Here is a 20489-nt window from a genome sequence, read left to right as displayed (position 1 = left end):
ATGGCTAAAACAGCAAGCTTAACCCTGGATTTGCGGGTTGACGCAGTTTTTCTCGACGTTGCCGTTCAGCGCCGCGATCAGGTTATCCACCGCGTCGCGCGCCATGCCATAACGGGTTTCATGCGTGGCTGAACCGATATGCGGCAGAGCCACCACGTTTGGCAGTGTTAAAATCTCGGCATCAGCGGGAACCGGCTCAACTTCGAACACATCAAGCCCTGCGGCGTGGATGGTGCCGTCTTTCAGTGCGGCCGTCAGCGCCTGCTCATCAACAACCGGACCGCGGCCCGCGTTAATCAGAATCGCGCTTGGCTTCATCAGCTTGAGCTGCGCTGCGCCAATCATATGGTGCGTCTGTTCGGTCAGCGGCAGGCTGATGCAGACAAAATCACTCTCTTTCAGCAGGGTTTCGAGATCGCAGGCGCGCGCGCCGAAGCGGGTTTCCGCCTCTTCATGCTGACGACGTGCATTGTAGAGAATATTCATGCCGAAGCCGAAATGCGCACGTTGCGCCAGCGCCAGACCGATGCGGCCCATGCCGAGAATACCGAGTGTTTTGTGGTGCACATCAATGCCGAAATGATCCGGGCCGATACTCGCTTGCCACTCGCCGGCTTTCACCCACTTATCCAGCTCGGTTACGCGCCGCGCGGTACTCAGCACTAGCGCCATCATGGTGTCGGCAACGGTTTCGGTCAGCACGGTTGGCGTATGCATCAGCAACACCTTACGTTGATTCAGTGCCTCGACATCGAAGTTATCGTAACCCACCGAAACGGTGGAGCAGGCGCGCAGCGCGGGCATTTTTGCCAGCAGATCGCCATTCACTTTGCCGCCTGAGCCAAGCAAACCTTGCGCCTGTTCGAATTGGGCTTTGTGCTGCTGGATAGTTTCCGCAGAAATATCATTGACTTCAGTGACGGTAAAATGGGCATCCAGCTTGGTGCGCAGGTCTTCTGGCAGGCTCTTATACAGAATCACAGCAGGTTTCATCTTTTGCTCCCTGTAGAACGAGTTGTGGGCGACCGCAGTCGCCCCGAAAATTCATCTTTTACGCTTTCAGGCGTGCTTCGCCCCGTGCACGGGCGGCGGCGTTTTGTTCTGCGCCGGTTTGACAATCAACGTCAGCCAAACCGAGGCCAGCAGCGCAGCACCCATGAAAATGTAGGAGGCGGCAGGCGAACCGGTCGCGCCATTAAGATAGCCTACAATCCACGATCCGACGAAGGAACCCAGTGCGCCCATGCTGTTAATCAGTGCCATCGCACCCCCGGCGACGTTGCGTGGCAACATCTCAGGAATGATGGCGAAGAACGGGCCGTACGGCGCATACATCGCACCACCGGCAATCACCAGCAGCGTATACGACAGCCAGAAATTGCTGGAGCCGACCAGATACGAACCGAGGAATGCCAGCGCGCCAATCAGCAGCAGCGGCCAGACAAACAGTTTGCGGTTCTGGGTCTTATCGGACGCCCACGACACCACGATCATTGCGATGGTCGCCACCAGATACGGCACCGCTGACAGCCAGCCCGCTTCCACCATGCCCATCTGCGAACCGTTGCGCAGAATGGACGGCAGCCACAGCACAAAGCCGTACACGCCGATGCTCCAGGCAAAATATTGCAGGCACAGCAGGATGACGTTGCGATTACGGAACGCTTCACCGTAGTTACGTACCGCTTTGATGCCTTCCTGCTCTTTTTGCAGCTGCACCTGCAGCGCCGCTTTCTCGCTTTCGCTCATCCATTTGGCCTGCGCAGGTTTGTCCTGCACCAGGAACCACCAGGCCACCGCCCAGATGACTGCTGGGATGCCTTCAATGATAAACATCTCGCGCCAGCCAAAGGATTCAATCAGATAGCCGGAAACCACCGACATCCACAGCACCGTGACCGGATTACCGAGGATTAGGAAAGTATTGGCGCGCGAACGCTCCGATTTGGTAAACCAGTTACTGATATAAATCAGCATCGCTGGCATCACCGCCGCTTCCACCACGCCAAGTACAAAGCGAATCGCCGCCAGCATTGGGATGTTACTCACCACGCCGGTCAGCGAGGCGCAGCCGCCCCATAAAATCAGGCACCAGAAAATTAACTTCTTAACGCTACGACGCTCGGCATACAGCGCGCCGGGGATCTGGAAGAAGAAGTAGCCGAGGAAGAACAGGGCGCCCAGCAGCGATGACATGCCTTTGGTGATACCCAGATCTTCGTTAATCCCTGCGGCAGAGGCGAAACTGAAGTTCGCCCGGTCCAGATACGCCAGACTGTAGGTGATAAACACGATGGGCATGATAAACCACCAGCGTTTTGGCGCGATTGTCTGCGATTTCATGGGTGACTCCTCTGGTTGAGGTGGGCGCATTCTGTGGATGCGCCTCGCAATATCGTTGTTGTAGGTACAGACTGTTTGGTTTCGTACGGACCCGTAGCGGCGCAATTTATTGCGCTTCTGGCCGCGAAGCCGCTGCTTAAAGCGCGCGATGAATCGCGCCGCTACGGGATTGTGCAGTTATTAGTAATCGCCCAGCGCCGCGCGCGTAGGCAGTCCTTCGCTGTCGCCGGCAACCTGAATCGCCAGCGAACCGATTTTGTTGCCGCGCAGAATCGCCTGCGGCAGCGTTTTTCCTTCCAGCAGGGCGCTGATAAGACCAACGGCAAAGCCATCGCCCGCACCCACGGTATCGACCACGTTTGCCACATGAATCGGCGCCACCTGGCCCTGCTCACCGTCGGCGGTTTTGTACCAGGCGCCATCGCCGCCGGTTTTAATCACCACCGCTTTCACCCCCTTATCGAGGTAGAAATCGGCAATCGCTTCTGGCTGACGATAGCCGGTGAGAATCAAACCCTCTTTCTCACCAGGCAGCACCCAGTCGGCATATTCCGCTAAATGATTCAGCTGTTTACGCATCTCCTCTTCGCTGCGCCACAGCACTGGGCGCAGATTGGGATCAAAGGAGATGGTTTTGCCACGCGCGCGCATCTCTTTCGCCGCGTGCTGTGCCAGTTGCAGCGAGCTGTCAGAGATCGCTGCCGCCACGCCGCTCAGATGCAGGTGGCGCGCGCTGCCAAAGTAATCGTCGTTAAAGTCGGCCGGCGACAAGTGGCTGGCGGCTGAGCCTTTACGGAAATACTCCACTTCTGGATCGGAGCCGTCATCAACGCGTGATTTGAGCTGGAAGCCGGTGCGATATTGGGCATCGGTGGTCACACCGCGGTGATCGACACCCTCTTTTTCCAGCTGTTGTAGCGTGAAGCGGCCAAAGCTGTCGTCACCGACGCGGCTGACCCAACCTACATTCAAGCCGAGACGCGCCAGGCCAATCGCCACGTTGAGCTCGGCACCGGCAATGCGCTTGACGAAACCTTCAGCCGCGGCGAGATCGCCGGTTTGCTGGGCGATAAACATCGCCATCGCTTCACCAATCGTCACCACATCCAGCGTTTTTTGCGTCATTTTCGGCTCCTTACGCTGCACGCAGCAGGTCAACGTAATGGCGAGTGACCGCCAGCAAATCGGCGCCTTCCAGTGGGAATTCGATACCGCGTGGCGCATCGACGGGCAGCGCCTTGAGTAGCGAACGCCAGCTCTCGTCGGCCTGATCCAGCGCGATAGCGCGGAAAGTGTTGCCGTGCGGCACTGCAGTTTTAACGTGAATATAGCTGACGTAGCGGCTGAGCTGAGCGGCGGCCTGTAAACCGTCTTCGCCGGTCCACTGCCAGTTACCCATATCGAAGGTCATATCCAGCGGCAGCGCGGCATCGCAGGCTTGATGGAAGAAGCGCAGCATCGGTGCCAGTTTGCTGTCCGGCGTTTGATCGTTTTCCACCACCAGCGTGACGTTTGACGTGTTCAACACCTCGAGCAGCGGGCTGGTATCCAGTTCAACAAAATGCCCCAGCGCCAGCTTCAGCCGTTTGGCTCCGATGTGTTCAGCTTCCTGCAGGAACTGCGCCAGACGCGGATTCAGTGCGCCATCATCCAACCACAGCGCTTCCGGCACGGAATAGCTGGCGCTCAGCTGATGCTGGGAAATCGCATTGCCCAGCGCATGCAGCAGGCAGAGCTCATTTTCACTGAACAGCTCGCGGCGAATTTCCACGCCATCCGCACCCGCCTGTTTAATCAGCGGCAGCAGTGCAGCCTGGCCACCCAGCTCCGCCACTTTCTGCGCGCCGTATGCGGCAGTTACAACAATAATTTCTGGTTTCATCACTTTTCTCCGGGCAAGACCACATCCCATTCGTTATAAAAAAGCTAAATGGAACCGGTTCCAAAGGAAAGGTGCAGACCGCGGAATTATGATCAGGCTCACGAAGTGAGCCAAAGAAAGAGGCTTAGCGCAGCGGCTGGGTGGAGCCGCGCACGATCAATTCGCCGGAGAACAGCTGCTCGCTGATGATTTGTTCGCTGCCTTCAATGCGCGCGATGACCTGCTCCAGCGCGGCATAGCCAATCTGCCAGGTGGGCTGCTTCAGGGTGGTGATGCCGACGCCCGCCAGCGCGGCCCACTCCAGCTCATCGAAACCGAGCAGGCCGATGGATTCGCCCCAGCGCAGGCCAAGGCGCTGTAAGGCACGCGCCACCTGCAACGTCAGCGCGCCGTTGGCGGCAATCACCGCAGCGCGTTTGCCCGGGTGGCGTTGATGGAAATCAAGCAGCAACTGTTCCAGCGCTGCGGGTTGGTGCAGCGCCACTTCGGCATTCTCGGCCACGACCTGCGGTGCGTTTTGCACCGTGGCATAGAAGGCGCGCAGACGTTCGCGCCGCGTGTTGACGCTGCCCAGCGGCTCGCTGACAAACAGCAGCGCCTGATAGCCATTATCCAGCAGATGCTGGGTGACAATGTTTGAGGCTTCAAGGTTGTTGAGGCCAACCACATCGCAGGCGAAATCGGGGATTTTACGGTCGATCAACACCATCGGCAGCATCGACTGTTGCAGCCGATTCAGCACCTCTTCATGCATGCCAACGGCGTTCACCACAATGCCTTCAACCTGATAGCTGCTCAGCAATTGCAGATAGTGCTGTTCGAGATCGACTTCATTGTTGGTGTTACACATCAGCAGCGTAAAGCCCTGCGCACGGCAGGCCGCTTCAATGCCGCTCAGCACGTCAACCGAGTAGGGATTGGTGATATCGGCAATAATCAGGCCAATCAAACGCGTGCGGCCACGTTTCAGACCGCGCGCCATCTGGCTGGGACGATAATTGAGTTCGGCGATGGCTTGTTCGATTCGGGCTTTGAGATCGGGCGAGAGTAGATTCACTTCGCCATTCAGATAGCGGGAAACGCTGGTTTTACCGGTTTTTGCCGTACGGGCAACGTCACTGATTGTGGCTCGTGGCGGCCTGGTTTTCATTGCTTACACCTGCTGGAAAGAAACAGGCGAAGACTAACACAGCTCGGGCCTGGCGCAATCATTGCGCGTCAGAAGTGAGGCGCAGCACCGGCTGCCACAGCGTCTGAAGTTGGTTAAGTGGCTTATCATCCAGCAGTTGTAACACCATTTCCGCAATGCGCTCACCGATGCGCTGCTGTGAGAGCTGCAGAATGGCATTAACTGGCTGATCGATAATCGAGTCTGGCGGTAGGCCATCATAGACATACAGCGGAATAGCCTGCGCGCCCTTCAAACGGGCGGCTTGCTGCAGGGCAATTGCGGCACCTTCACCCAGCGTACTGCAATCGGTAATGATCGCCTGCGGCGCATCACCTTGTGCCAGCCAGGCATTGGTTTGCTGATAGCCGGAGCGGCGCGTGGCGGGCAACGCTGCCATCAATGATTGATCGACCGGCGCCTGGTGCTGGATCAGCGCATCAATAAACCCCTGGCGGCGATCGAGGGTGAAGGTTGAGAACTCATTACTGCCAAGATAGGCGAGGCGCGGCAAGCCTTGTTGCAAGCAGTGTTCTGCCGCCAGAAAGGTACCGGCATGATTATCGTAATCAATCCACGCATAAGGCTGTGGCAGTTCGCTGCGTCCCAGCGTCAAAAAGCGAAAACCCTTCTGCTGCAAGCGTTGCAGGCGCGCATCCTGCGGCAGGGTATGGGTCAAAATCAGTGCATCCATCGCGCCGCTGCGCATCATACGCATCAGCTTACGGTGTTGATCGGGCGATTTAGCGGGCAGCAGCAGCAAATCAATATCGTGCTGAGCGAGGCGTTGATCCAGCGTCAGCAGCATTTGGCTGTAGTAGCTGTCATTGAGCGAAGCATGGCTGATGGGAAACACCAAACCGACCGCATTGGCGCGTCCGGTTTTCAGGCGACGAGCGGCATCGTTGGGGCGATAACCGCGCGAATGCGCTTCCTCTTCAATGCGTTTGCGGGTGGCGGCGGCGACATCGTCATAGCCATTTAGCGCCCGGCTCACGGTGGTAACAGAGAGGCCAAGGGTAGCGGCGATGGCTTTCAGTGACATGATAGCGTTCCGTTGATCAATTTTTGATCACGCTAGCATAAAGGAAAAGGCGGCTCTATCTGTTGCGAATTTTTTAGCTTTTTCTGACAAAGATGGCGCTAAAAGTAGCGTAAAAGTGCGATAAAAGCCGATCTGTTGTGGCAGATCGGCTCTTTACTCTTAGCCCAGTGGGCTGAGGGTGATCTCAACGCGACGGTTTTGCGCTTTACCGTCTTCGGTGCTGTTGCTGGCAACCGGATTGTCCGGGCCTAAACCCTGGGTACGCAGACGGTTCTGCGCCACGCCTTGCAGAATCAGGCCGCTGGCAACGCTGTCAGCACGCTGCTGTGACAGACGCATATTTAACGCACGGGTGCCGGTGCTGTCGGTATAGCCGACCACGTTCACCGCGGTTTTTGGATACTCTTTCAGTACCATCGCCACGCCGGTCAGCGTATTGGCTCCCGCCGGTTTCAGATTGCTGCTGTTAGAGTCAAAGGTGACGTTATTCGGCATGTTGAGCACGATGTTATCGCCCTGACGCGTGACGCTAACGCCGGTACCGCGCATTTTGTCGCGCAGCTTCGCTTCCTGCACGTCCATGTAATAACCTGCACCGCCGCCCAGCGCTGCGCCGGATGCCGCGCCAATCAGCGCGCCTTTGCCGCGATCTTTCTTCGATGACGACAGCACGCCAACCCCTGCGCCCAGCATCGCACCCAAACCGGCGCCGATGCCCGATTTTCCAGCCTGAGATTCACCGGTATAAGGGTTAGTGGTACAGCCCGACAGCGCGACGCTGCCGCTTAATAACAAGGTCAGCGCCAAAATACGCTTATTCATACAAAGTCCCTCAAAGATTCGCACGGGGAAAAGCCCCAAAACGGCACTATTATGCCGTTCAATTATGGGGAAATGCGTGAGGGTCAGTCTTAATTTGTAAACTTTTGCGTTAAAGATTATTGGGATGGCAGAAACAACTGGTTTGATGATCGTTAATCAAGCCGCAAGCCTGTAGAAATGAGTGGCAGGTTGTGGGACCGACGAATTTAAAACCACGCTTCTTCAGCGCCTTCGACAGCGCAATCGCAGGCTCGGAGGTGGTGGGCGCCAGTTTATAATCGGCGTAATGATGCAAAATCGGCGTGTTGTCGACAAATGACCAGATAAAGCGGGAAAAGTCCTCTCCGCTCGCTTCCAGTGCTAATAATGCGCGCGCATTGTTGATGATGGCTTCCAGCTTGCCACGATGGCGGATCAGGCCGGCATCCTGCATCAGGCGCGCCATATCGTCTTCATCCATCAGGGCCACAGCATTCGCATCAAATTCATGGAAAGCGCGGCGGTAATTTTCGCGCTTTTTAAGCACCGTAATCCATGAAAGCCCAGCCTGCTGGCCTTCGAGGCAGACCATTTCGAATAAGACTCGCTTATCGGTTTGCGGTACGCCCCACTCTTTATCGTGGTACGCGAGGTAGAGCGGATCCTGAGTTACCCAGCCACAACGTTGCATTGCTTCACTCCCTTAGCAGATGAAAAAGTGGTAGTTCCCTTGACGTTTTACAAAATCGATTAATAGTTAAACAAATAGTGTCGATAAAGATCTCATAAAAAGATAACGCCCAATCTCTTCCCGGCTCGTCAGGAGTCTTTCATGTTGCAGAAAAGTCAGCGGACAGGCCAGCACAAAATTGCGCTGGCTTTTGGCGGTTTGTGGCTATTTTTTCTGGCCGGGAATGCCTATGCCTTTGATCAGTCAGGCCAGAATAGTGCGCCAGATTACAATGCGATACTTGCCGAAAAGATTTCCAGTAATCATCTGATGTTGACAGAAAACGCGGATGCCAATTTGTTTGATGCGGCCCTTAATTCGCCCAACGATAATGCCATAGTGATGCACAGCGAAAGCGCCAGCGTTGGGGCCGCGCCGTTTGTAAATCGCTACTCGGCCGGTTGGTCGATGCCGATGAGTGCAGCGGTAAGCACCGGGCCAGTGGCACAGTTCGCGGTGGATGATTCAACGTTGAGCTGTCCTAAATGTGAACGGGTTGATAGCAATAATGCCGAGCATATTGCGTCATTAGGCTGGCGCGTGGATTCCAGCCTGGGCTGGATATCGCCGTGGGCGCAGGTGAGTTATAGCCATCTGGTGAATGAAGAATTCCCATCACCCAGCCGCGAGCGTGCAGAGGATATCAACGGTCGTGACAACAATTGGGTGGATGTCAGCGTCGGTGCCAATCTGCCGCTGGGGCAAAATATGGCCGCCTTCGCGTCGTTCGCGCAAACCGGTGCGGTCAGTAACGGCGAGCAGTTTATTTATAGCCTTGGCGTCAGCGCCAGCTTCTAATCGGCATAAAAAGAGAAGTGTTAAAAAGTGAGGTCAATATACTAAGCGCGCTAATCATTACTTTGGTCACAATATGCGCAACAATATTATTCTTATTAGCCGTGAAATTACGGCATTTATCATCAGTGGATTGGTGCTGGTTTTCTGTATGGCGATGGTCTATATCGACGTCAACTGGATGAACGATGCACTGCACGAAACCTCTTTCACCGAAATCACGCAGGAGGTAATGCTGCTGCTGATCGCGTCCTGCTATTTCCTCTGCGCCTGGCAACGGCCGCAGCAGCGCAGCGTGCTGATCCTGGTCGGCGGTTTTTATAGCTGTATGCTGATTCGCGAGATGGACTTCCTGTTCGATTTCATCAGACACGGATCCTGGCTGTGGTTTGCGCTGGCGACAACGGCTGCCAGTCTGGCCATGGCATTGCGCCAGCCGCGTCAGATTCTGCCCGGTCTGGCATCGCTGGTTCAGCATCGCAGCTGGCAGATGATGGCCGCAGGATTACTGGCTGTGCTGGTGTTTTCGCGCTTATTTGGCATGCATCAGCTGTGGGAACATCTGATGATGGACGGTTATAACCGCGTGGTGAAAAACATGGCGGAAGAGGGCAGCGAGATGTTCGGCTACAGCCTGTGCCTGATCGCCTCTGCACGCTATTTGTGGCAAACCCGACCACAGCCTGTCTCGGTTCAGGCACAGCAGGTTTCACGCCATGTGAAACACGCTGAACCGCTGTCTGCATCACGCTAATACCTGCGACCTTTTTGGCGATCCCTTGCCCTAAAACAGGTACACTTACCGCATAACGTCGGGCTGAATATGCCGCCCGACGCATCATGCTGGTTAACGTCAGGTTTCTTCATGTCAGTCAAAATCTTATCTTCAACGTTGGTGGGGCTGGATGGCTTTTGCCATGACCCGCTCGCGGTGCTGCAGCAGGCCGATAACGGCACGCTGGCGGTGCTGCATAACAATGCACCGGCGTTTTATGCGCTGACGCCACAACGTCTGGCGCAGCTGCTGGCGCTGGAATCCGCCGCGCAGCAGCCTAATGATGTCACGCTGGATGAAAGTCTGTTTCAAACGGATAGCGCGCCCATCGCCACGCCGGTTGGCAAGTTCGCGATGTATGAAGGCTGGCAACCGGATAGCGATTTTCAGCGTCAGGCAGCCATCTGGGGTGTGGCGCTGAGTGAACCTGTTACCGCTGCTGAGCTGGCGACGTTTATCGCTTACTGGCAGGCGGAAGGCCGTTTGTTCCATCACGTGCAGTGGCAGCAGAAGTTAGCACGCAGCGTGCAGATGAATCGCGCCGCCAATGGTGGACAGCCAAAGCGCGATCTCACGCAAATCAGTAATACTGATTATGATATTCCCGATGGATTCCGAGGTGAGTAATGAAAACGCCGAACGATCTCTTTAGCCGCCTGAAAAAAATGATGCCGTCCGAAGTGCAGCCGAAATTCAAAAACGGCGCGGAGCTGCTGGCCTGGAATCAGGAGCAGGGCCGCTTGCGCTCGGAGGCGATTGTGCGTGAAAACCGCGCGATGAAAATGCAGCGCATTATGGGGCGCTCTGGCATTCGTGAGCTGCACATGAACTGCTCGTTCGACAACTATCGCGTGGAAAATGATGGGCAGCGCAAAGCGCTGGCTATGGCGCGCGAATATGCCGCCGGATTTGAAAATAGCATCTCCAGCTTTGTTTTTTCCGGTCGTCCCGGCACCGGAAAAAACCACCTGGCGGCGGCGATTGGTAACGATCTGATTATTCGCGGCAAAAGCGTGCTGATTGTTACCGTGGCGGATTTGATGTCGAGCATGAAAGGCACGTTCAGCGGCGGCAGCGATTTAACCGAAGAGCGTCTGCTGCACGATCTTAGCCATGTCGATCTGCTGGTGATCGATGAGATCGGCATGCAGAGTGAATCGCGCTATGAAAAAGTGATCATTAATCAGATTGTCGATCGCCGCTCATCGTCGAAACGCCCAACCGGCATGTTATCGAACCTCGATCCCGCCGGGATGAATTCGCTGCTGGGTGAACGTGTGATGGACCGTATGCGCCTCGGCAACAGTTTATGGGTGCGCTTTGACTGGGAAAGTTATCGCAGCCGTGTGCGCGGTGACGAGTATTGAGGGGTGCTATGAAAGCAGCCGGTAAAGGTCCAGCATTACTTCGCCTGAATAACCTGAAGCGGGTGATGACGCAACTGCGTACCACCCGCATCACCTCCCGCCAGGATCTGGCATTAGCGCTCGAACTGAGCAAAAACACCGTTTCGTTGATTGTCGATGATTTGCTCGAGCAGGGGCTGATCAATGAGCTTGGCCCGGTGAGCGTCGCCACCGCCGGTCGACCCAAAATCGAAATTTCGCTGCGCGCAGTAAAGTTGAAAAGCGCGGGCATTATGGTGGAGCGCCAGGCGATTCACTGGCGCGTCTGCGACTATTTCTCGCAGGTGATTGCCGAACAAACCTGGCGTACGGAAACCCGCGATCCCGAACATCTGCTGCATGAGCTGGTGGAAGTGTGTCAAACCCTGCACGCCGCGCATCCTGAATTACTGGGCGTCGCGATTGGCTTCCCCGGTATCATCGATCCGCTGCGCGGCTGGGTGCATTTCTCCGCCCATCTCGGTTGGCAGGATGTTGATGTCATCACCCTGCTGCGCCGCGAAATTCCGCTGCCGCTGCGCATTATGAACAATGTGAAAGCGGCAGCGCTGCTCTCGGTACAGCAGCTCGAACTGGACAAGTCGCAAAGCCATTTCTATTTGCGTATCTCAGAAGGGCTGGGCGGTGCGCTGGTGGAGCAGGGTGAAGTGTTTACCGGCAGCAGCTGGACGGCGGGCGAAATCGGCCATCTTACAGTGCAGCCCAACGGCGAGCGCTGCAGCTGTGGACGTCTCGGTTGTCTGGAAACGCTGGTCAGCAAGCCGGCGATTCAGCAGCAGCTGGCTAAGCGCAAACCCGGCCTGCGCTGGCAGAACGGTGAAAGTGAGCCGGAAATTTTGCAGGAAGTGATGACGCAGGCGGGCACCTATTTGGGCACCGCGCTGAGCCAGGTGATGCAGCTGGTCAATCCGGCCAGCATTATTATTGATGGGCCGTGGAATGCGCAGCCGGCATTTGTGCAGGCGGTGCAGCAGGCGGCGCAGTCCGGAACGCTGGCCTTTACCTTCGCCCACACCGCGCTGCATTTCCTGCCAATGCGTATCGATCCCGCTAACGGCTTAGCGCTGGCGGTGATTGAGCAGTACGAACGCCTGAGTTAAAAAGGGCGCCATAAATGGCGCCCCTTCAGGTCTGTTGCCGCATGCTTAACAATTAATGTCTTGGAATATCAAACGACTCGCTCGGCTTGCCGGTTGCGGTGCTCTCAGGCAGGTCCGCTTCGACGTTAAATTTGCGCAGTACCAAAGCGTGGATCTTCTCGAGTGACACGCCCGCCGTTTCTGGCAAATAGCGGAAGGTAAAGAAGTACATTCCTAGCGAGAAGATGGCGAACAGCAGCAGCGGGAAGCCACCGTGGAACATATCCAGCAGCATCGGGCTGCTGTTCATGATCGGGAAGGTGCTGCTGATAACAAAGTTGGCCATCGACATCGCACAGATGGAAATCCCGACGCAAATTGAACGAATCTCAGTCGGGAACACTTCGCCCAACACCGTCCACACAATCTGGCCCCACGTCATACCGAAGAAAATCATATAGGCGAACAAGCCCACCACCGCCAGCATGCCCGGTAAATGGTAATAGAAGGCGATGAAGGAGTAGGTCAGGCACACGCAAGAGGTGATGGCGCCCAGCAGCAGTAGCTTACGACGACCCACTTTATCGATCAGCATCATGCCCACCAGTACGCCGATAAACTGACAAATCGACAGCCAGAAAGTTTGCAGCAGCGCTGAATCGGTGCTGCCCGCGACGTTTTTCAGCAAGGTTGGCCCAAAGTACTGAATTACGTTGATGCCGCTAATCTGGTTACCTACCGCTAAACCGATACCGACAATCAGCAATGGAATGGTGGTCTTATCCAGACGCAAACGCGATTTGTGTTGCTGCGCGGTTTTATCAGAAAACGAATGTTTGATTTCATTGAACACGCTCTCGGCATGCTCGCGGTTTGAGATCTTGGTCAGCGTATCCAGCGCTTCATCATATTTGCCTTTCAGCACGTTCCAGCGCGGTGACTCTGGGATAAAGGCGATGAACAACATAAACAGCGCACACGGCACCAGCGCCGTCGCGAGGATGTAGCGCCAGCCCATGTTGATCATCACATCCGGCAAGGTGGATTTGGTGATGAAGTAGTTAGTCAGCAACACCACCGATTGACCGCCGACGCAGCACACGGCATACAGCGCGGTGGTACGGCCACGAAACTTAGAAGGCGACAGCTCAGCCAGATAGATCGGCGAAATCACCGACGCCAGGCCAATCGCCAGGCCGCCGATCATGCGGAAGATGACGAAGACGGTGAAGTTATGGGCGATTGCCGTGCCGACCACCGAAAGGGTAAACAGCAGAGCGGTGATGGCGAGGGATTTTTTGCGTCCCAGCTTGTCGCTGAGGCGCGGTGCCATAAAGCAGCCGACCAAACTGCCGAGCAGAATGTTGGAAACCGCCCAGCCTGTTTCGGCAGGCGTTAGCTGGAAATATTCACTTAAGGGTTCGATTGCCCCGGAGATAATGGAAGAGTCATAACCCATTAGCAGACCGCCAAATGCCGCGACGGTACAGCAGAGAATGACATACTTCATGTTGTAGCGTTTTTGCCTGGTATCCATTGTTATAGCCCCTTGTCTCTACGGCCTGAACATTACGTGTTCAGAAAGAGGTGTTATGTAGGTTTCGATGTTCAACTTTTATGCACGCAAGGTCTTCGCTATGGAATATATGTTCTAAATGATGGTTTTTGGATCATTTTTTCCGAAAAGTGTGAAGGGGGTTGCGAAAAATGCTGATTAACTGGTCAGGGGAAGTTATATAGCTCAATGAATTGATAGGTTTTTCATCAACTCACTTTGTAAGGAGATTGCAAAACTTGCGATAGAATAGAATTTTCATTCTGTTGAGTGCGAAAATTTTCCTTTTTATCTCACCCGGCTGACCGCATTGGTGCGTTTCATTTTTTAGCCATCAACGGGCATAATACGTTGATTCTCAGCCCCTCTTTGCGGACGCCGTAATGAAAACGCAGCGCATCACTCTGGACGATATTGCTACTCTGGCGGGCGTCACCAAAATGACGGTAAGCCGTTATTTACGCACGCCAGAAAAGGTCAAAACGGAAACGGCGGAGAAAATCGCGAGCGTAATCGCTGAGATCGGCTACGTCGCCGATACCGACAATGTGGCAGCGACCAAACAAAATCCGCCGCGTATCGGCGTGTTAATCCCTTCATTTAATAATCAAATCTTTGCCGATCTGCTGGCCGGAATCGAATCGGTTACCAGCGCGCACGGCTATCAAACGCTGGTGGTCAATTACGACTACAATGCGCAGCGTGAAGAGGAGCAGATCGCCACGGTGCTGGCTTTTAATATCAAAGGGTTAATTCTGACCGAATCGGTACACACCGTGCGGGCGGAAAAGTATCTTAATGCCGCGAATATTCCGGTAGCTGAGGTGATGGGAATAACGGAAGCGAATGGCCGCATCAACGTTGGCTTCGATAACTATCGCGCCGGCTACGATATGACGGCGATGCTGCTGGCCAGCGGCAAACAGCGCGTTATCTATTTTGGCTCAATGTCCGATCGTCGCGACGAGCAGCGCTATGCCGGCTATCGCGACGCGGTGGAAGCGGCCGGTTTGCCTGCCGGCCGTATTGTGCCGAATAAGGTCTCTTCGGTATCGATTGGTACCGGCATGATGACGCTGGCGCGCCAGCTCTATCCAGAGATGGACGCGATTTTGTGCACTAATGATGATTTGGCCGTTGGCGTGCTGCAGGAGTGTCAGGCAGTAGGAATTGCCGTGCCGCAGACGATGGCGATTGCCGGTTTCCACGGGCTGGATATTGGTCAGGCGACGACGCCCCGACTAGCCAGCGTGATCACACCACGTTTTGAGATGGGCAAGGTGGCGACGGAAATCATCCTGAAAAAGATTAATCAGCAGCCGACTATTGAGCAGGTGAATTTGCACTATCGGCTCTCAATGGGCGCGACCATCTGAAAAAACAAAACCCGCTTCAGGCTGCACCGGAAGCGGGTTTTTTTACAGCCTGACGAACTCAGTCGCGCGCTGTGGTGGTTGGAACAATCGGTGGCGGCGTATGATGCGCGCGCTTCAGGAAGCGACTCTCCAGCACATTCCACGAGGTGTAAGCCAGCGCCAGCGTAATCACAATGGTTAGCAACAATCCGACAAAGGCGTTGGAATCGTACACGCCAAAGTGCTGCAGCACCTGAATAATCGGCCAGTGATAGAGATACATACCGTATGACAAATCACCGTATTGGCTGATCTTCACCTCTTTGCACAGATTGGTGCAGAACAGGATTACCACCGATGAGAACGCCACCGGCTCAATGATGAACGCATAATCGGTGCTCTTAAACAGCAGGAACAGCACCAGCGAAACAATCGTAATCTCTTTCAGGCGCTCAAAAATAGGTTGGTGGACCGCCAGCAGGCTGCCAAAGAAGAAATAAGACGACAGCGAGATAAATTGTTTAGCCAGCGTATCGGCTTTCGCGCCGGTATACACCGAAGTGAAGTAGAAGAACCAGGCGCAAGAGATAACAAAAATCACGCCCCACACTTTCAGCGGATTTTTCTTCATCAGCGGCACGATAAACGGCAGCAGCACATACAGCGTCAGTTCGGCCTTAATGGTCCACAGCGAGCCATCCATCGGCTGGTTGGGATTACTGGTGAACACGCCCGGTAACGAAGCCTGAATGAAGTTCAGGAACGATAAGTTAGCGATCAGATACTTGATGGTCTCTTTGTTCTTCAGGAAATCCATCAGTGGCAGCGTGGTCAGGCACATACCGATGACAAAACACAGAATAATAACGAATATATACGCCGGTAAAATTCGTTGCGCGCGTTTAATAAAATAGGATTTGAGCGATTTACTTCTTAAGTAACTTTTCGCAATAAGAAAGCCACTTATTGCGAAAAACCCTTTTACTGCAAAGTCACTATTTAGAAAATGAGCAAGAAAACGAATGTCAGTATTCCGTGTCACCTCGGCGGCATGCACCAGCATGACGATAAAGGCGAGAGAGAATCGTACTATGTCAAAGTTGTTTTTTTCGTTCATGTCTGCATTCTTACATTGAGTGACGAAGCGCCAGTGAAGTCATTAAGACTTCGCGTGAATAGATAGTTAGGAATATTCCGACCTCTGCTGGCACAGATGTTACCTATTAGAGATTCAAACAAAGCAAAATGCAACTGATGCCAGAAAGAGGCAAAATATTCAGAATTTCGCCATGCGTCTATAAGTCTTATCTTATAAATGTGGAAACGCTAACTGTCATCAGTTAGCGTTTTCGGGATCTAGCGGAAAATTTTGAAGCTTTGTGAAACCTGATAACCGGTAATCGACTGCTTGCTGGAAACGGTATTGTAATAAAGGTAATACAACACCATTAATATCGTAATTGCCACGGCAGCGATTTTCTTTAACTTTTTACATTCCCAAATACACAGGGAGATCAGTACCGGTTCAACTTGTAATAGATAGTTTGCCAAACGCCCACCAGAAGCGTAATCCTGCAGCGCCATCCTCAGACCACTACCAATAGCGAAAGTAATCACCAGAATGTAGTAGGTGTTAAACTTCTCAGCATCAACGTTCTTAATTTTGTCGCTCAGCAGAACAAAACTAAAAATAAACACAAAGCCGATGTTTTTCAGGTTGGAGAGGGTAAGAATCCCCTGATCCTGGGTGGAATCCTGGTTGGCATAGCCCATTGCCCTGTCGCCTAAACCGCCAAGATGGCTGGAGAGCAAGGCAATCAGCGCCGAACTGCCCATAAAGGCAAGCGGTAGGCTGGCCAGCACGATAAAAATAGGAATGTATTTATTTTTTCGAACAATCATCGCCAGCGGAATAAGGATGGCAACAATCGCGGTCGCATGGCTAATAAAGGAAAGAATAAAAGTGGTAAACATCCCGGATTTACTGCGGCGGGACATGTGATAAACAAAGCCCATCAGGAAGGCTGAACATAAACCGAAGCGAATCTGGTTCATGTCTTTGTTGATAAATAAGTGTGCGGAATACACGGCCAGCGCTACCAGCGGCAGCGGTGTGAGCTTGCGGAAATAGTGGGCGTTAACGCCAACCGAAATCACGGCAAAGACAAAGATGAAGATATCGGGATTCGCCGTAAACAGACGGGTGATGCCCGCAATGGCGTAGATAGCGGGTTCGTAGCGGAACTCCTCTACGGTGCGCCAAAAGCCTTCGATAACAATTTTATCAACAAACTGAACAAAGAAGTCACGATACTGGAAGTCATCCAGGCCGGTTCCCAGGCCACGAATACCGCCGAAAGTAAAAAGTACTACAACGGCGACAAAATAAAGATAGGTCCTGATTTGTGCTGTGTTTTCATTTTTACTTAACATGGTTTCGACAATAGCGACGAAACTCAGGCTAAGACTTATGATCCAGTAAATTCCCATGGTCACATATTCTTATAGTTTAAAATTTACTTATAACATATGGCCTTGGTAACGTAAACATGAGAAAAGTCTAATTTTTACTGGTCCGGTATTATATTGGTGCCACGAAGTAATATTATTTGCTAACGTTCCAGGATAAATCTTTTCTCCCGGTTTTATTTTCGATATCTCATGGGTAAGTGTTATGTAACAAAGTGCGCGGCCCGTGGTTGCGAACTGTTTTTTGTCACTGTTTTTACTCAGGATTTGGAGCCAGCGCAATGAATTTTCCACGATTATCAGTTCTGCTTTTTATGCTTTATCTTCCCGCATCGTTTGCCAATAAGGAAATTCCTATCTGGCCAAAGGAAATGTCAGGGAATAATAAATTTATTAATTTTAGTAAAAACCCAGCCAGTAATAATCGCGCTGTCACAAATGTCGAATCTCCAGAAATGATTTATGTTCCCCCCACCGGAAAGAATAATCATTCGGCGGTGCTAATCATTCCCGGTGGCGGTTTTTCTTATATTATGAAAGATCTTGAAGGTTTGGATGTGGCAAAAATATTGAGCCAGAAGGGATATTCCTCTTTTGTGCTTATTTACCGTATGCCGCACGGCGGTTCTGAGGTTAATCGCAATAACGCTTTTGCTGATGTACAGCGAGCAATGCGGCTGATTCGTAGTAATGCCGCTAATTATCGCATTGCGCCTAATCAAATTGGCGTGATGGGCTTTTCTGCCGGAGCTTTCCTCGCGGCCAACGTCAGTAATAATCCGGATGCAGCTAACTATCCCGCGGCTAATGCGCAGGACCAGGTTTCAGCGCGTCCGGATTTCACCGCGCTGATCTATCCGGTGGTGTCGCTCAAGGAGGGAGTCACCCACGTGGGGACGCGCGCGGCGATGTACGGCAAAGATGTCACGCCTGAAGTGATTGAGCAAAACTCACAGGAAGATCGCGTCACCTCCCGTACGCCGCCGACTTTCCTCGCCCAGGCGCTAAACGATGGCACCGCCTCACCACAAAACTCGCTACGCATGTTTGAAGCGCTGCGCAAAAACAAAGTGAATGTGGAGATGCATCTCTTCCAGCAGGGCGGGCATGGTTTCGGCACTGGCCAGAAACAGAACATCCCCGCCAAAAACTGGCCGACGCTGTTTAGCGACTGGCAGGCAAGCCTGGTCAAGCCATAGCGATCACGGCTGGTAACGCAGGTGCAGCAGGGGAAAGGGATTTCCCTGGCCATCAAGAGGTGAGCGACCCGTAATGACAAATCCCTGACGCTGATAAAATCCTAACGCCTGCGGGTTTTGCTCATTCACATCCAGTTCGTTGACGCCAAGGTGTTGGGTGGCATAACGCAACAACTGCGTCCCAATGCCCTGCCCAAACGCCTGCGGCGCGACAAACAGCATCTCCAGTCGGTTTTCCGCTACGCCGAGAAAGCCGACAATGGTGTGCTGTTCATCGCGGTAAACCCGCAGCTCGACCATCGGTAAATAGTGCATGCGCACCTGCGGCCGCAGCGCGCGAATATCGGCTTCCTGTAAGAAATCATGCGTTGCCAGCACCGATGCCTCCCACACCGCAGTTATCGCCTCAAAATCACACTCTTGTGCCTGATAAATTCCTGTCATCTTTTTCTCCCTTTTGTTTTCATAGGCTTTGCACTCAGATGCTCAAGCGACAACGTTAAAGTGGCGAAGATGCCAGAAGGCGCTTTCACCGTCATCAAACCTTGTACTGGCTGTAGAGTTGTCAGGCGGCGTGGCGATGCGTGAAACTTTCACGATCCCGCTGTTTGAAGAGTGCAGCGCTTTTTATCGCGGATTACCCGAAAAGTCACGGTATCGGTTGGATGGATTAGCATGGCTGGCTCCACTATTCGCAGAAGAAGCAAGGTGACGGAGAGGGGTGGGGAAGTAAAGCGTTGGCGCGTAGAGTTGAGCAGCGCAACGGCTGCATGCGGATCAAGCCACTCGGTTAAACGCGGTGATCATTTTGATTTTTTAGTGTTTGGTTGCCATTGCAGCAGGCTGGCAATGTTCTTTTCTCCTTCTGACTCTTTCAAACGACGCTGTTGTTCAGCGAATTCACCGTATTCAGCCTGGGCTTTTTCATCGGCCATTTTCTTACTGATTGAACGCGCACCTTGCAGCACATCACGATCGTTAAACTGCAGAAATTGATCAAGTTTGCTCTGCCAATCGCGGAGGAAAACGTGCTGGCGACGGCGCGCCTGGTCTTCGGCAAAATCCAGGCACATCGTGACCACGCGATTGAGTTCACTCACTTCATCCTTAACCAGAGAATTTTTAGCCTCGGTCACATCGCATCTGCGCACCTCTTCACCTTGGAAACTCGTCAAACCCATATGAGATTGGCTGGCGTTTGCGCGCATATGAATCAGCTCGGCTGCGGTATAGCCGGTGCAAGCAAAGTGCAATTTATTCTGGATAGTTTGGAAAAATAGCGTGGTCTCTTTGAGAGAAGGTTGATAGTCAGCGGCTAAGGCAAACATTTCGCGAACGCGTAAATACATCCGACGCTCATTGGCGCGAATACGCTCCAGCATTTCATCGAAATAGTCAGGTACAGCAGATGAACCCACGGACGAATTTTTCAACCGCTCGTCATCCATCACGAAACCTTTGATCAAATACTCTTGCAGGGTTTGCGTTGCCCACTGGCGGAACTGAGTACCGCGCACCGAACGGACGCGATAACCGATAGCATGAACCATGGGCAGGCTAAAGTACTGGACTTGGTAGTTTTTCCCGTCATTGGCAGTTGTTCGGTAAAACCGAACAACTGAACTTTCGACCAACTCATCCTCTTCAAATATGTTCTTGATGTGTCCGCTGATGGTTGCTTTGGCTTTGTCATAGAGTTCGCACAACATTGCCTGAGAAAGCCACAAGGTTTCATTTTCAAAGCGACATTCAACGCGTACTTTGCCATCTGCGCTGGCGAACATGACAAACTCGCCAGCCGGTGATGTTGGGTGCTCTTCTGACATATCGCCTCCGCGTTGATAGGACTGAAATCGATCTTCATTGCGTAATATGCCAGAGACTGAA

General features: G+C 53.3%; 20 protein-coding genes. 7 read left to right on the top strand and 13 right to left on the bottom strand.

What is annotated here, in order from left to right; translation table 11 throughout:
• Positions 1-18: 18 nt before the first annotated feature.
• The 8 genes from ghrB to PMI17_RS23140 form a co-directional block, all read right to left on the bottom strand.
• Positions 19-993, bottom strand: coding sequence for a glyoxylate/hydroxypyruvate reductase GhrB (gene ghrB / locus PMI17_RS23175; RefSeq protein WP_007893488.1), 975 nt, complete (start codon positions 991-993; stop codon positions 19-21).
• Positions 994-1059: 66 nt separating this feature from the next.
• Positions 1060-2343, bottom strand: coding sequence for an MFS transporter (locus PMI17_RS23170; RefSeq protein ID WP_007893487.1), 1284 nt, complete (start codon positions 2341-2343; stop codon positions 1060-1062).
• Positions 2344-2523: 180 nt separating this feature from the next.
• Positions 2524-3468 (bottom strand): sugar kinase, encoded by a 945-nt coding sequence (locus PMI17_RS23165; RefSeq protein ID WP_007893486.1) that lies wholly within the window; start codon positions 3466-3468, stop codon positions 2524-2526.
• A 10-nt stretch (positions 3469-3478) separates the two neighbouring features.
• The gene (locus tag PMI17_RS23160) at positions 3479-4225 is read right to left on the bottom strand and encodes a sugar phosphate isomerase/epimerase (RefSeq protein WP_007893485.1); all 747 of its coding nucleotides are present in this window, start codon (positions 4223-4225) and stop codon (positions 3479-3481) included.
• A gap of 124 nt (positions 4226-4349) precedes the next feature.
• On the bottom strand, positions 4350-5375 hold the full coding sequence (locus PMI17_RS23155; protein WP_007893484.1) for a LacI family DNA-binding transcriptional regulator: 1026 nt from the start codon (positions 5373-5375) through the stop codon (positions 4350-4352).
• Between the two features lie 58 nt (positions 5376-5433).
• On the bottom strand, positions 5434-6438 hold the full coding sequence (locus tag PMI17_RS23150; RefSeq protein ID WP_007893483.1) for a LacI family DNA-binding transcriptional regulator: 1005 nt from the start codon (positions 6436-6438) through the stop codon (positions 5434-5436).
• 159 nt (positions 6439-6597) lie between these two features.
• Entirely contained in the window at positions 6598-7260 is a 663-nt protein-coding gene (locus PMI17_RS23145; protein ID WP_007893482.1) for an OmpA family lipoprotein, read from the bottom strand.
• 109 nt (positions 7261-7369) lie between these two features.
• Entirely contained in the window at positions 7370-7930 is a 561-nt protein-coding gene (locus tag PMI17_RS23140) for a DNA-3-methyladenine glycosylase I (RefSeq protein ID WP_007893480.1), read from the bottom strand.
• A gap of 141 nt (positions 7931-8071) precedes the next feature.
• On the opposite strand from PMI17_RS23140, the gene PMI17_RS23135 reads away from it, so the two are divergent.
• The 5 genes from PMI17_RS23135 (at position 8072) to PMI17_RS23115 (ending at position 12045) form a co-directional block, all read left to right on the top strand.
• A complete protein-coding gene (locus PMI17_RS23135) occupies positions 8072-8767 on the top strand; it encodes a hypothetical protein (protein ID WP_007893478.1) in 696 nt (231 codons plus the stop codon).
• 73 nt (positions 8768-8840) lie between these two features.
• On the top strand, positions 8841-9518 hold the full coding sequence (locus PMI17_RS23130; RefSeq protein WP_007893476.1) for a hypothetical protein: 678 nt from the start codon (positions 8841-8843) through the stop codon (positions 9516-9518).
• A 111-nt stretch (positions 9519-9629) separates the two neighbouring features.
• Entirely contained in the window at positions 9630-10166 is a 537-nt protein-coding gene (gene dnaT, locus PMI17_RS23125) for a primosomal protein DnaT (RefSeq protein ID WP_007893473.1), read from the top strand.
• Entirely contained in the window at positions 10166-10906 is a 741-nt protein-coding gene (gene dnaC, locus PMI17_RS23120) for a DNA replication protein DnaC (RefSeq protein WP_007893471.1), read from the top strand. Before dnaT ends, dnaC begins: the two co-directional genes overlap by 1 nt.
• A gap of 8 nt (positions 10907-10914) precedes the next feature.
• Positions 10915-12045: an ROK family protein gene (locus tag PMI17_RS23115; RefSeq protein WP_007893469.1), complete on the top strand. Its 1131-nt coding sequence runs from the start codon at positions 10915-10917 to the stop codon at positions 12043-12045.
• Between the two features lie 52 nt (positions 12046-12097).
• Here the strand turns inward: PMI17_RS23115 and PMI17_RS23110 are convergent, their stop codons facing one another.
• Positions 12098-13561, bottom strand: coding sequence for a sugar porter family MFS transporter (locus PMI17_RS23110; RefSeq protein WP_007893467.1), 1464 nt, complete (start codon positions 13559-13561; stop codon positions 12098-12100).
• A gap of 401 nt (positions 13562-13962) precedes the next feature.
• Here PMI17_RS23110 and PMI17_RS23105 point away from each other — a divergent pair, with 401 nt between their 5' ends.
• Positions 13963-14955, top strand: a complete 993-nt coding sequence (locus tag PMI17_RS23105; RefSeq protein ID WP_007893465.1) for a LacI family DNA-binding transcriptional regulator — start codon at positions 13963-13965, stop codon at positions 14953-14955.
• A 58-nt stretch (positions 14956-15013) separates the two neighbouring features.
• On the opposite strand, the gene PMI17_RS23100 is transcribed toward PMI17_RS23105, so the two are convergent.
• On the bottom strand, positions 15014-16051 hold the full coding sequence (locus PMI17_RS23100) for an acyltransferase (RefSeq protein ID WP_007893464.1): 1038 nt from the start codon (positions 16049-16051) through the stop codon (positions 15014-15016).
• A gap of 239 nt (positions 16052-16290) precedes the next feature.
• Positions 16291-17424, bottom strand: coding sequence for an EpsG family protein (locus PMI17_RS23095; RefSeq protein WP_007893462.1), 1134 nt, complete (start codon positions 17422-17424; stop codon positions 16291-16293).
• Positions 17425-17633: 209 nt separating this feature from the next.
• Here PMI17_RS23095 and PMI17_RS23090 point away from each other — a divergent pair, with 209 nt between their 5' ends.
• The gene (locus PMI17_RS23090; RefSeq protein WP_238541565.1) at positions 17634-18602 is read left to right on the top strand and encodes an alpha/beta hydrolase; all 969 of its coding nucleotides are present in this window, start codon (positions 17634-17636) and stop codon (positions 18600-18602) included.
• 3 nt (positions 18603-18605) lie between these two features.
• Here PMI17_RS23090 and PMI17_RS23085 read toward each other — a convergent pair whose 3' ends face one another.
• Positions 18606-19046 (bottom strand): GNAT family N-acetyltransferase, encoded by a 441-nt coding sequence (locus PMI17_RS23085; protein ID WP_007893459.1) that lies wholly within the window; start codon positions 19044-19046, stop codon positions 18606-18608.
• 359 nt (positions 19047-19405) lie between these two features.
• Positions 19406-20428 carry a virulence RhuM family protein gene (locus PMI17_RS23080; protein WP_007893458.1) on the bottom strand — a complete coding sequence of 341 codons (1023 nt, stop codon included), beginning with the start codon at positions 20426-20428 and terminating at the stop codon, positions 19406-19408.
• Between the last annotated feature and the right edge of the window lie 61 nt (positions 20429-20489).

The sequence above is a fragment of the Pantoea sp. GM01 genome (genome assembly GCF_000282675.1).
GTDB classification, from domain to species: Bacteria; Pseudomonadota; Gammaproteobacteria; order Enterobacterales; family Enterobacteriaceae; genus Pantoea; species Pantoea nemavictus.
This window is presented reverse-complemented; position numbering and strand designations above follow the sequence as displayed.

Excerpts from the sequence above, each read along its gene's own strand:
- ghrB (WP_007893488.1), bottom strand. The coding sequence starts at position 993 with ATGAAACCTGCTGTGATTCTGTATAAGAGCCTGCCAGAAGACCTGCGC.
- PMI17_RS23170 (WP_007893487.1), bottom strand. The coding sequence starts at position 2,343 with ATGAAATCGCAGACAATCGCGCCAAAACGCTGGTGGTTTATCATGCCC.
- PMI17_RS23165 (WP_007893486.1), bottom strand. The coding sequence starts at position 3,468 with ATGACGCAAAAAACGCTGGATGTGGTGACGATTGGTGAAGCGATGGCG.
- PMI17_RS23160 (WP_007893485.1), bottom strand. The coding sequence starts at position 4,225 with ATGAAACCAGAAATTATTGTTGTAACTGCCGCATACGGCGCGCAGAAA.
- PMI17_RS23155 (WP_007893484.1), bottom strand. The coding sequence starts at position 5,375 with ATGAAAACCAGGCCGCCACGAGCCACAATCAGTGACGTTGCCCGTACG.
- PMI17_RS23150 (WP_007893483.1), bottom strand. The coding sequence starts at position 6,438 with ATGTCACTGAAAGCCATCGCCGCTACCCTTGGCCTCTCTGTTACCACC.
- PMI17_RS23145 (WP_007893482.1), bottom strand. The coding sequence starts at position 7,260 with ATGAATAAGCGTATTTTGGCGCTGACCTTGTTATTAAGCGGCAGCGTC.
- PMI17_RS23140 (WP_007893480.1), bottom strand. The coding sequence starts at position 7,930 with ATGCAACGTTGTGGCTGGGTAACTCAGGATCCGCTCTACCTCGCGTAC.
- PMI17_RS23135 (WP_007893478.1), top strand. The coding sequence starts at position 8,072 with ATGTTGCAGAAAAGTCAGCGGACAGGCCAGCACAAAATTGCGCTGGCT.
- PMI17_RS23130 (WP_007893476.1), top strand. The coding sequence starts at position 8,841 with ATGCGCAACAATATTATTCTTATTAGCCGTGAAATTACGGCATTTATC.
- dnaT (WP_007893473.1), top strand. The coding sequence starts at position 9,630 with ATGTCAGTCAAAATCTTATCTTCAACGTTGGTGGGGCTGGATGGCTTT.
- dnaC (WP_007893471.1), top strand. The coding sequence starts at position 10,166 with ATGAAAACGCCGAACGATCTCTTTAGCCGCCTGAAAAAAATGATGCCG.
- PMI17_RS23115 (WP_007893469.1), top strand. The coding sequence starts at position 10,915 with ATGAAAGCAGCCGGTAAAGGTCCAGCATTACTTCGCCTGAATAACCTG.
- PMI17_RS23110 (WP_007893467.1), bottom strand. The coding sequence starts at position 13,561 with ATGGATACCAGGCAAAAACGCTACAACATGAAGTATGTCATTCTCTGC.
- PMI17_RS23105 (WP_007893465.1), top strand. The coding sequence starts at position 13,963 with ATGAAAACGCAGCGCATCACTCTGGACGATATTGCTACTCTGGCGGGC.
- PMI17_RS23100 (WP_007893464.1), bottom strand. The coding sequence starts at position 16,051 with ATGAACGAAAAAAACAACTTTGACATAGTACGATTCTCTCTCGCCTTT.
- PMI17_RS23095 (WP_007893462.1), bottom strand. The coding sequence starts at position 17,424 with ATGGGAATTTACTGGATCATAAGTCTTAGCCTGAGTTTCGTCGCTATT.
- PMI17_RS23085 (WP_007893459.1), bottom strand. The coding sequence starts at position 19,046 with ATGACAGGAATTTATCAGGCACAAGAGTGTGATTTTGAGGCGATAACT.
- PMI17_RS23080 (WP_007893458.1), bottom strand. The coding sequence starts at position 20,428 with ATGTCAGAAGAGCACCCAACATCACCGGCTGGCGAGTTTGTCATGTTC.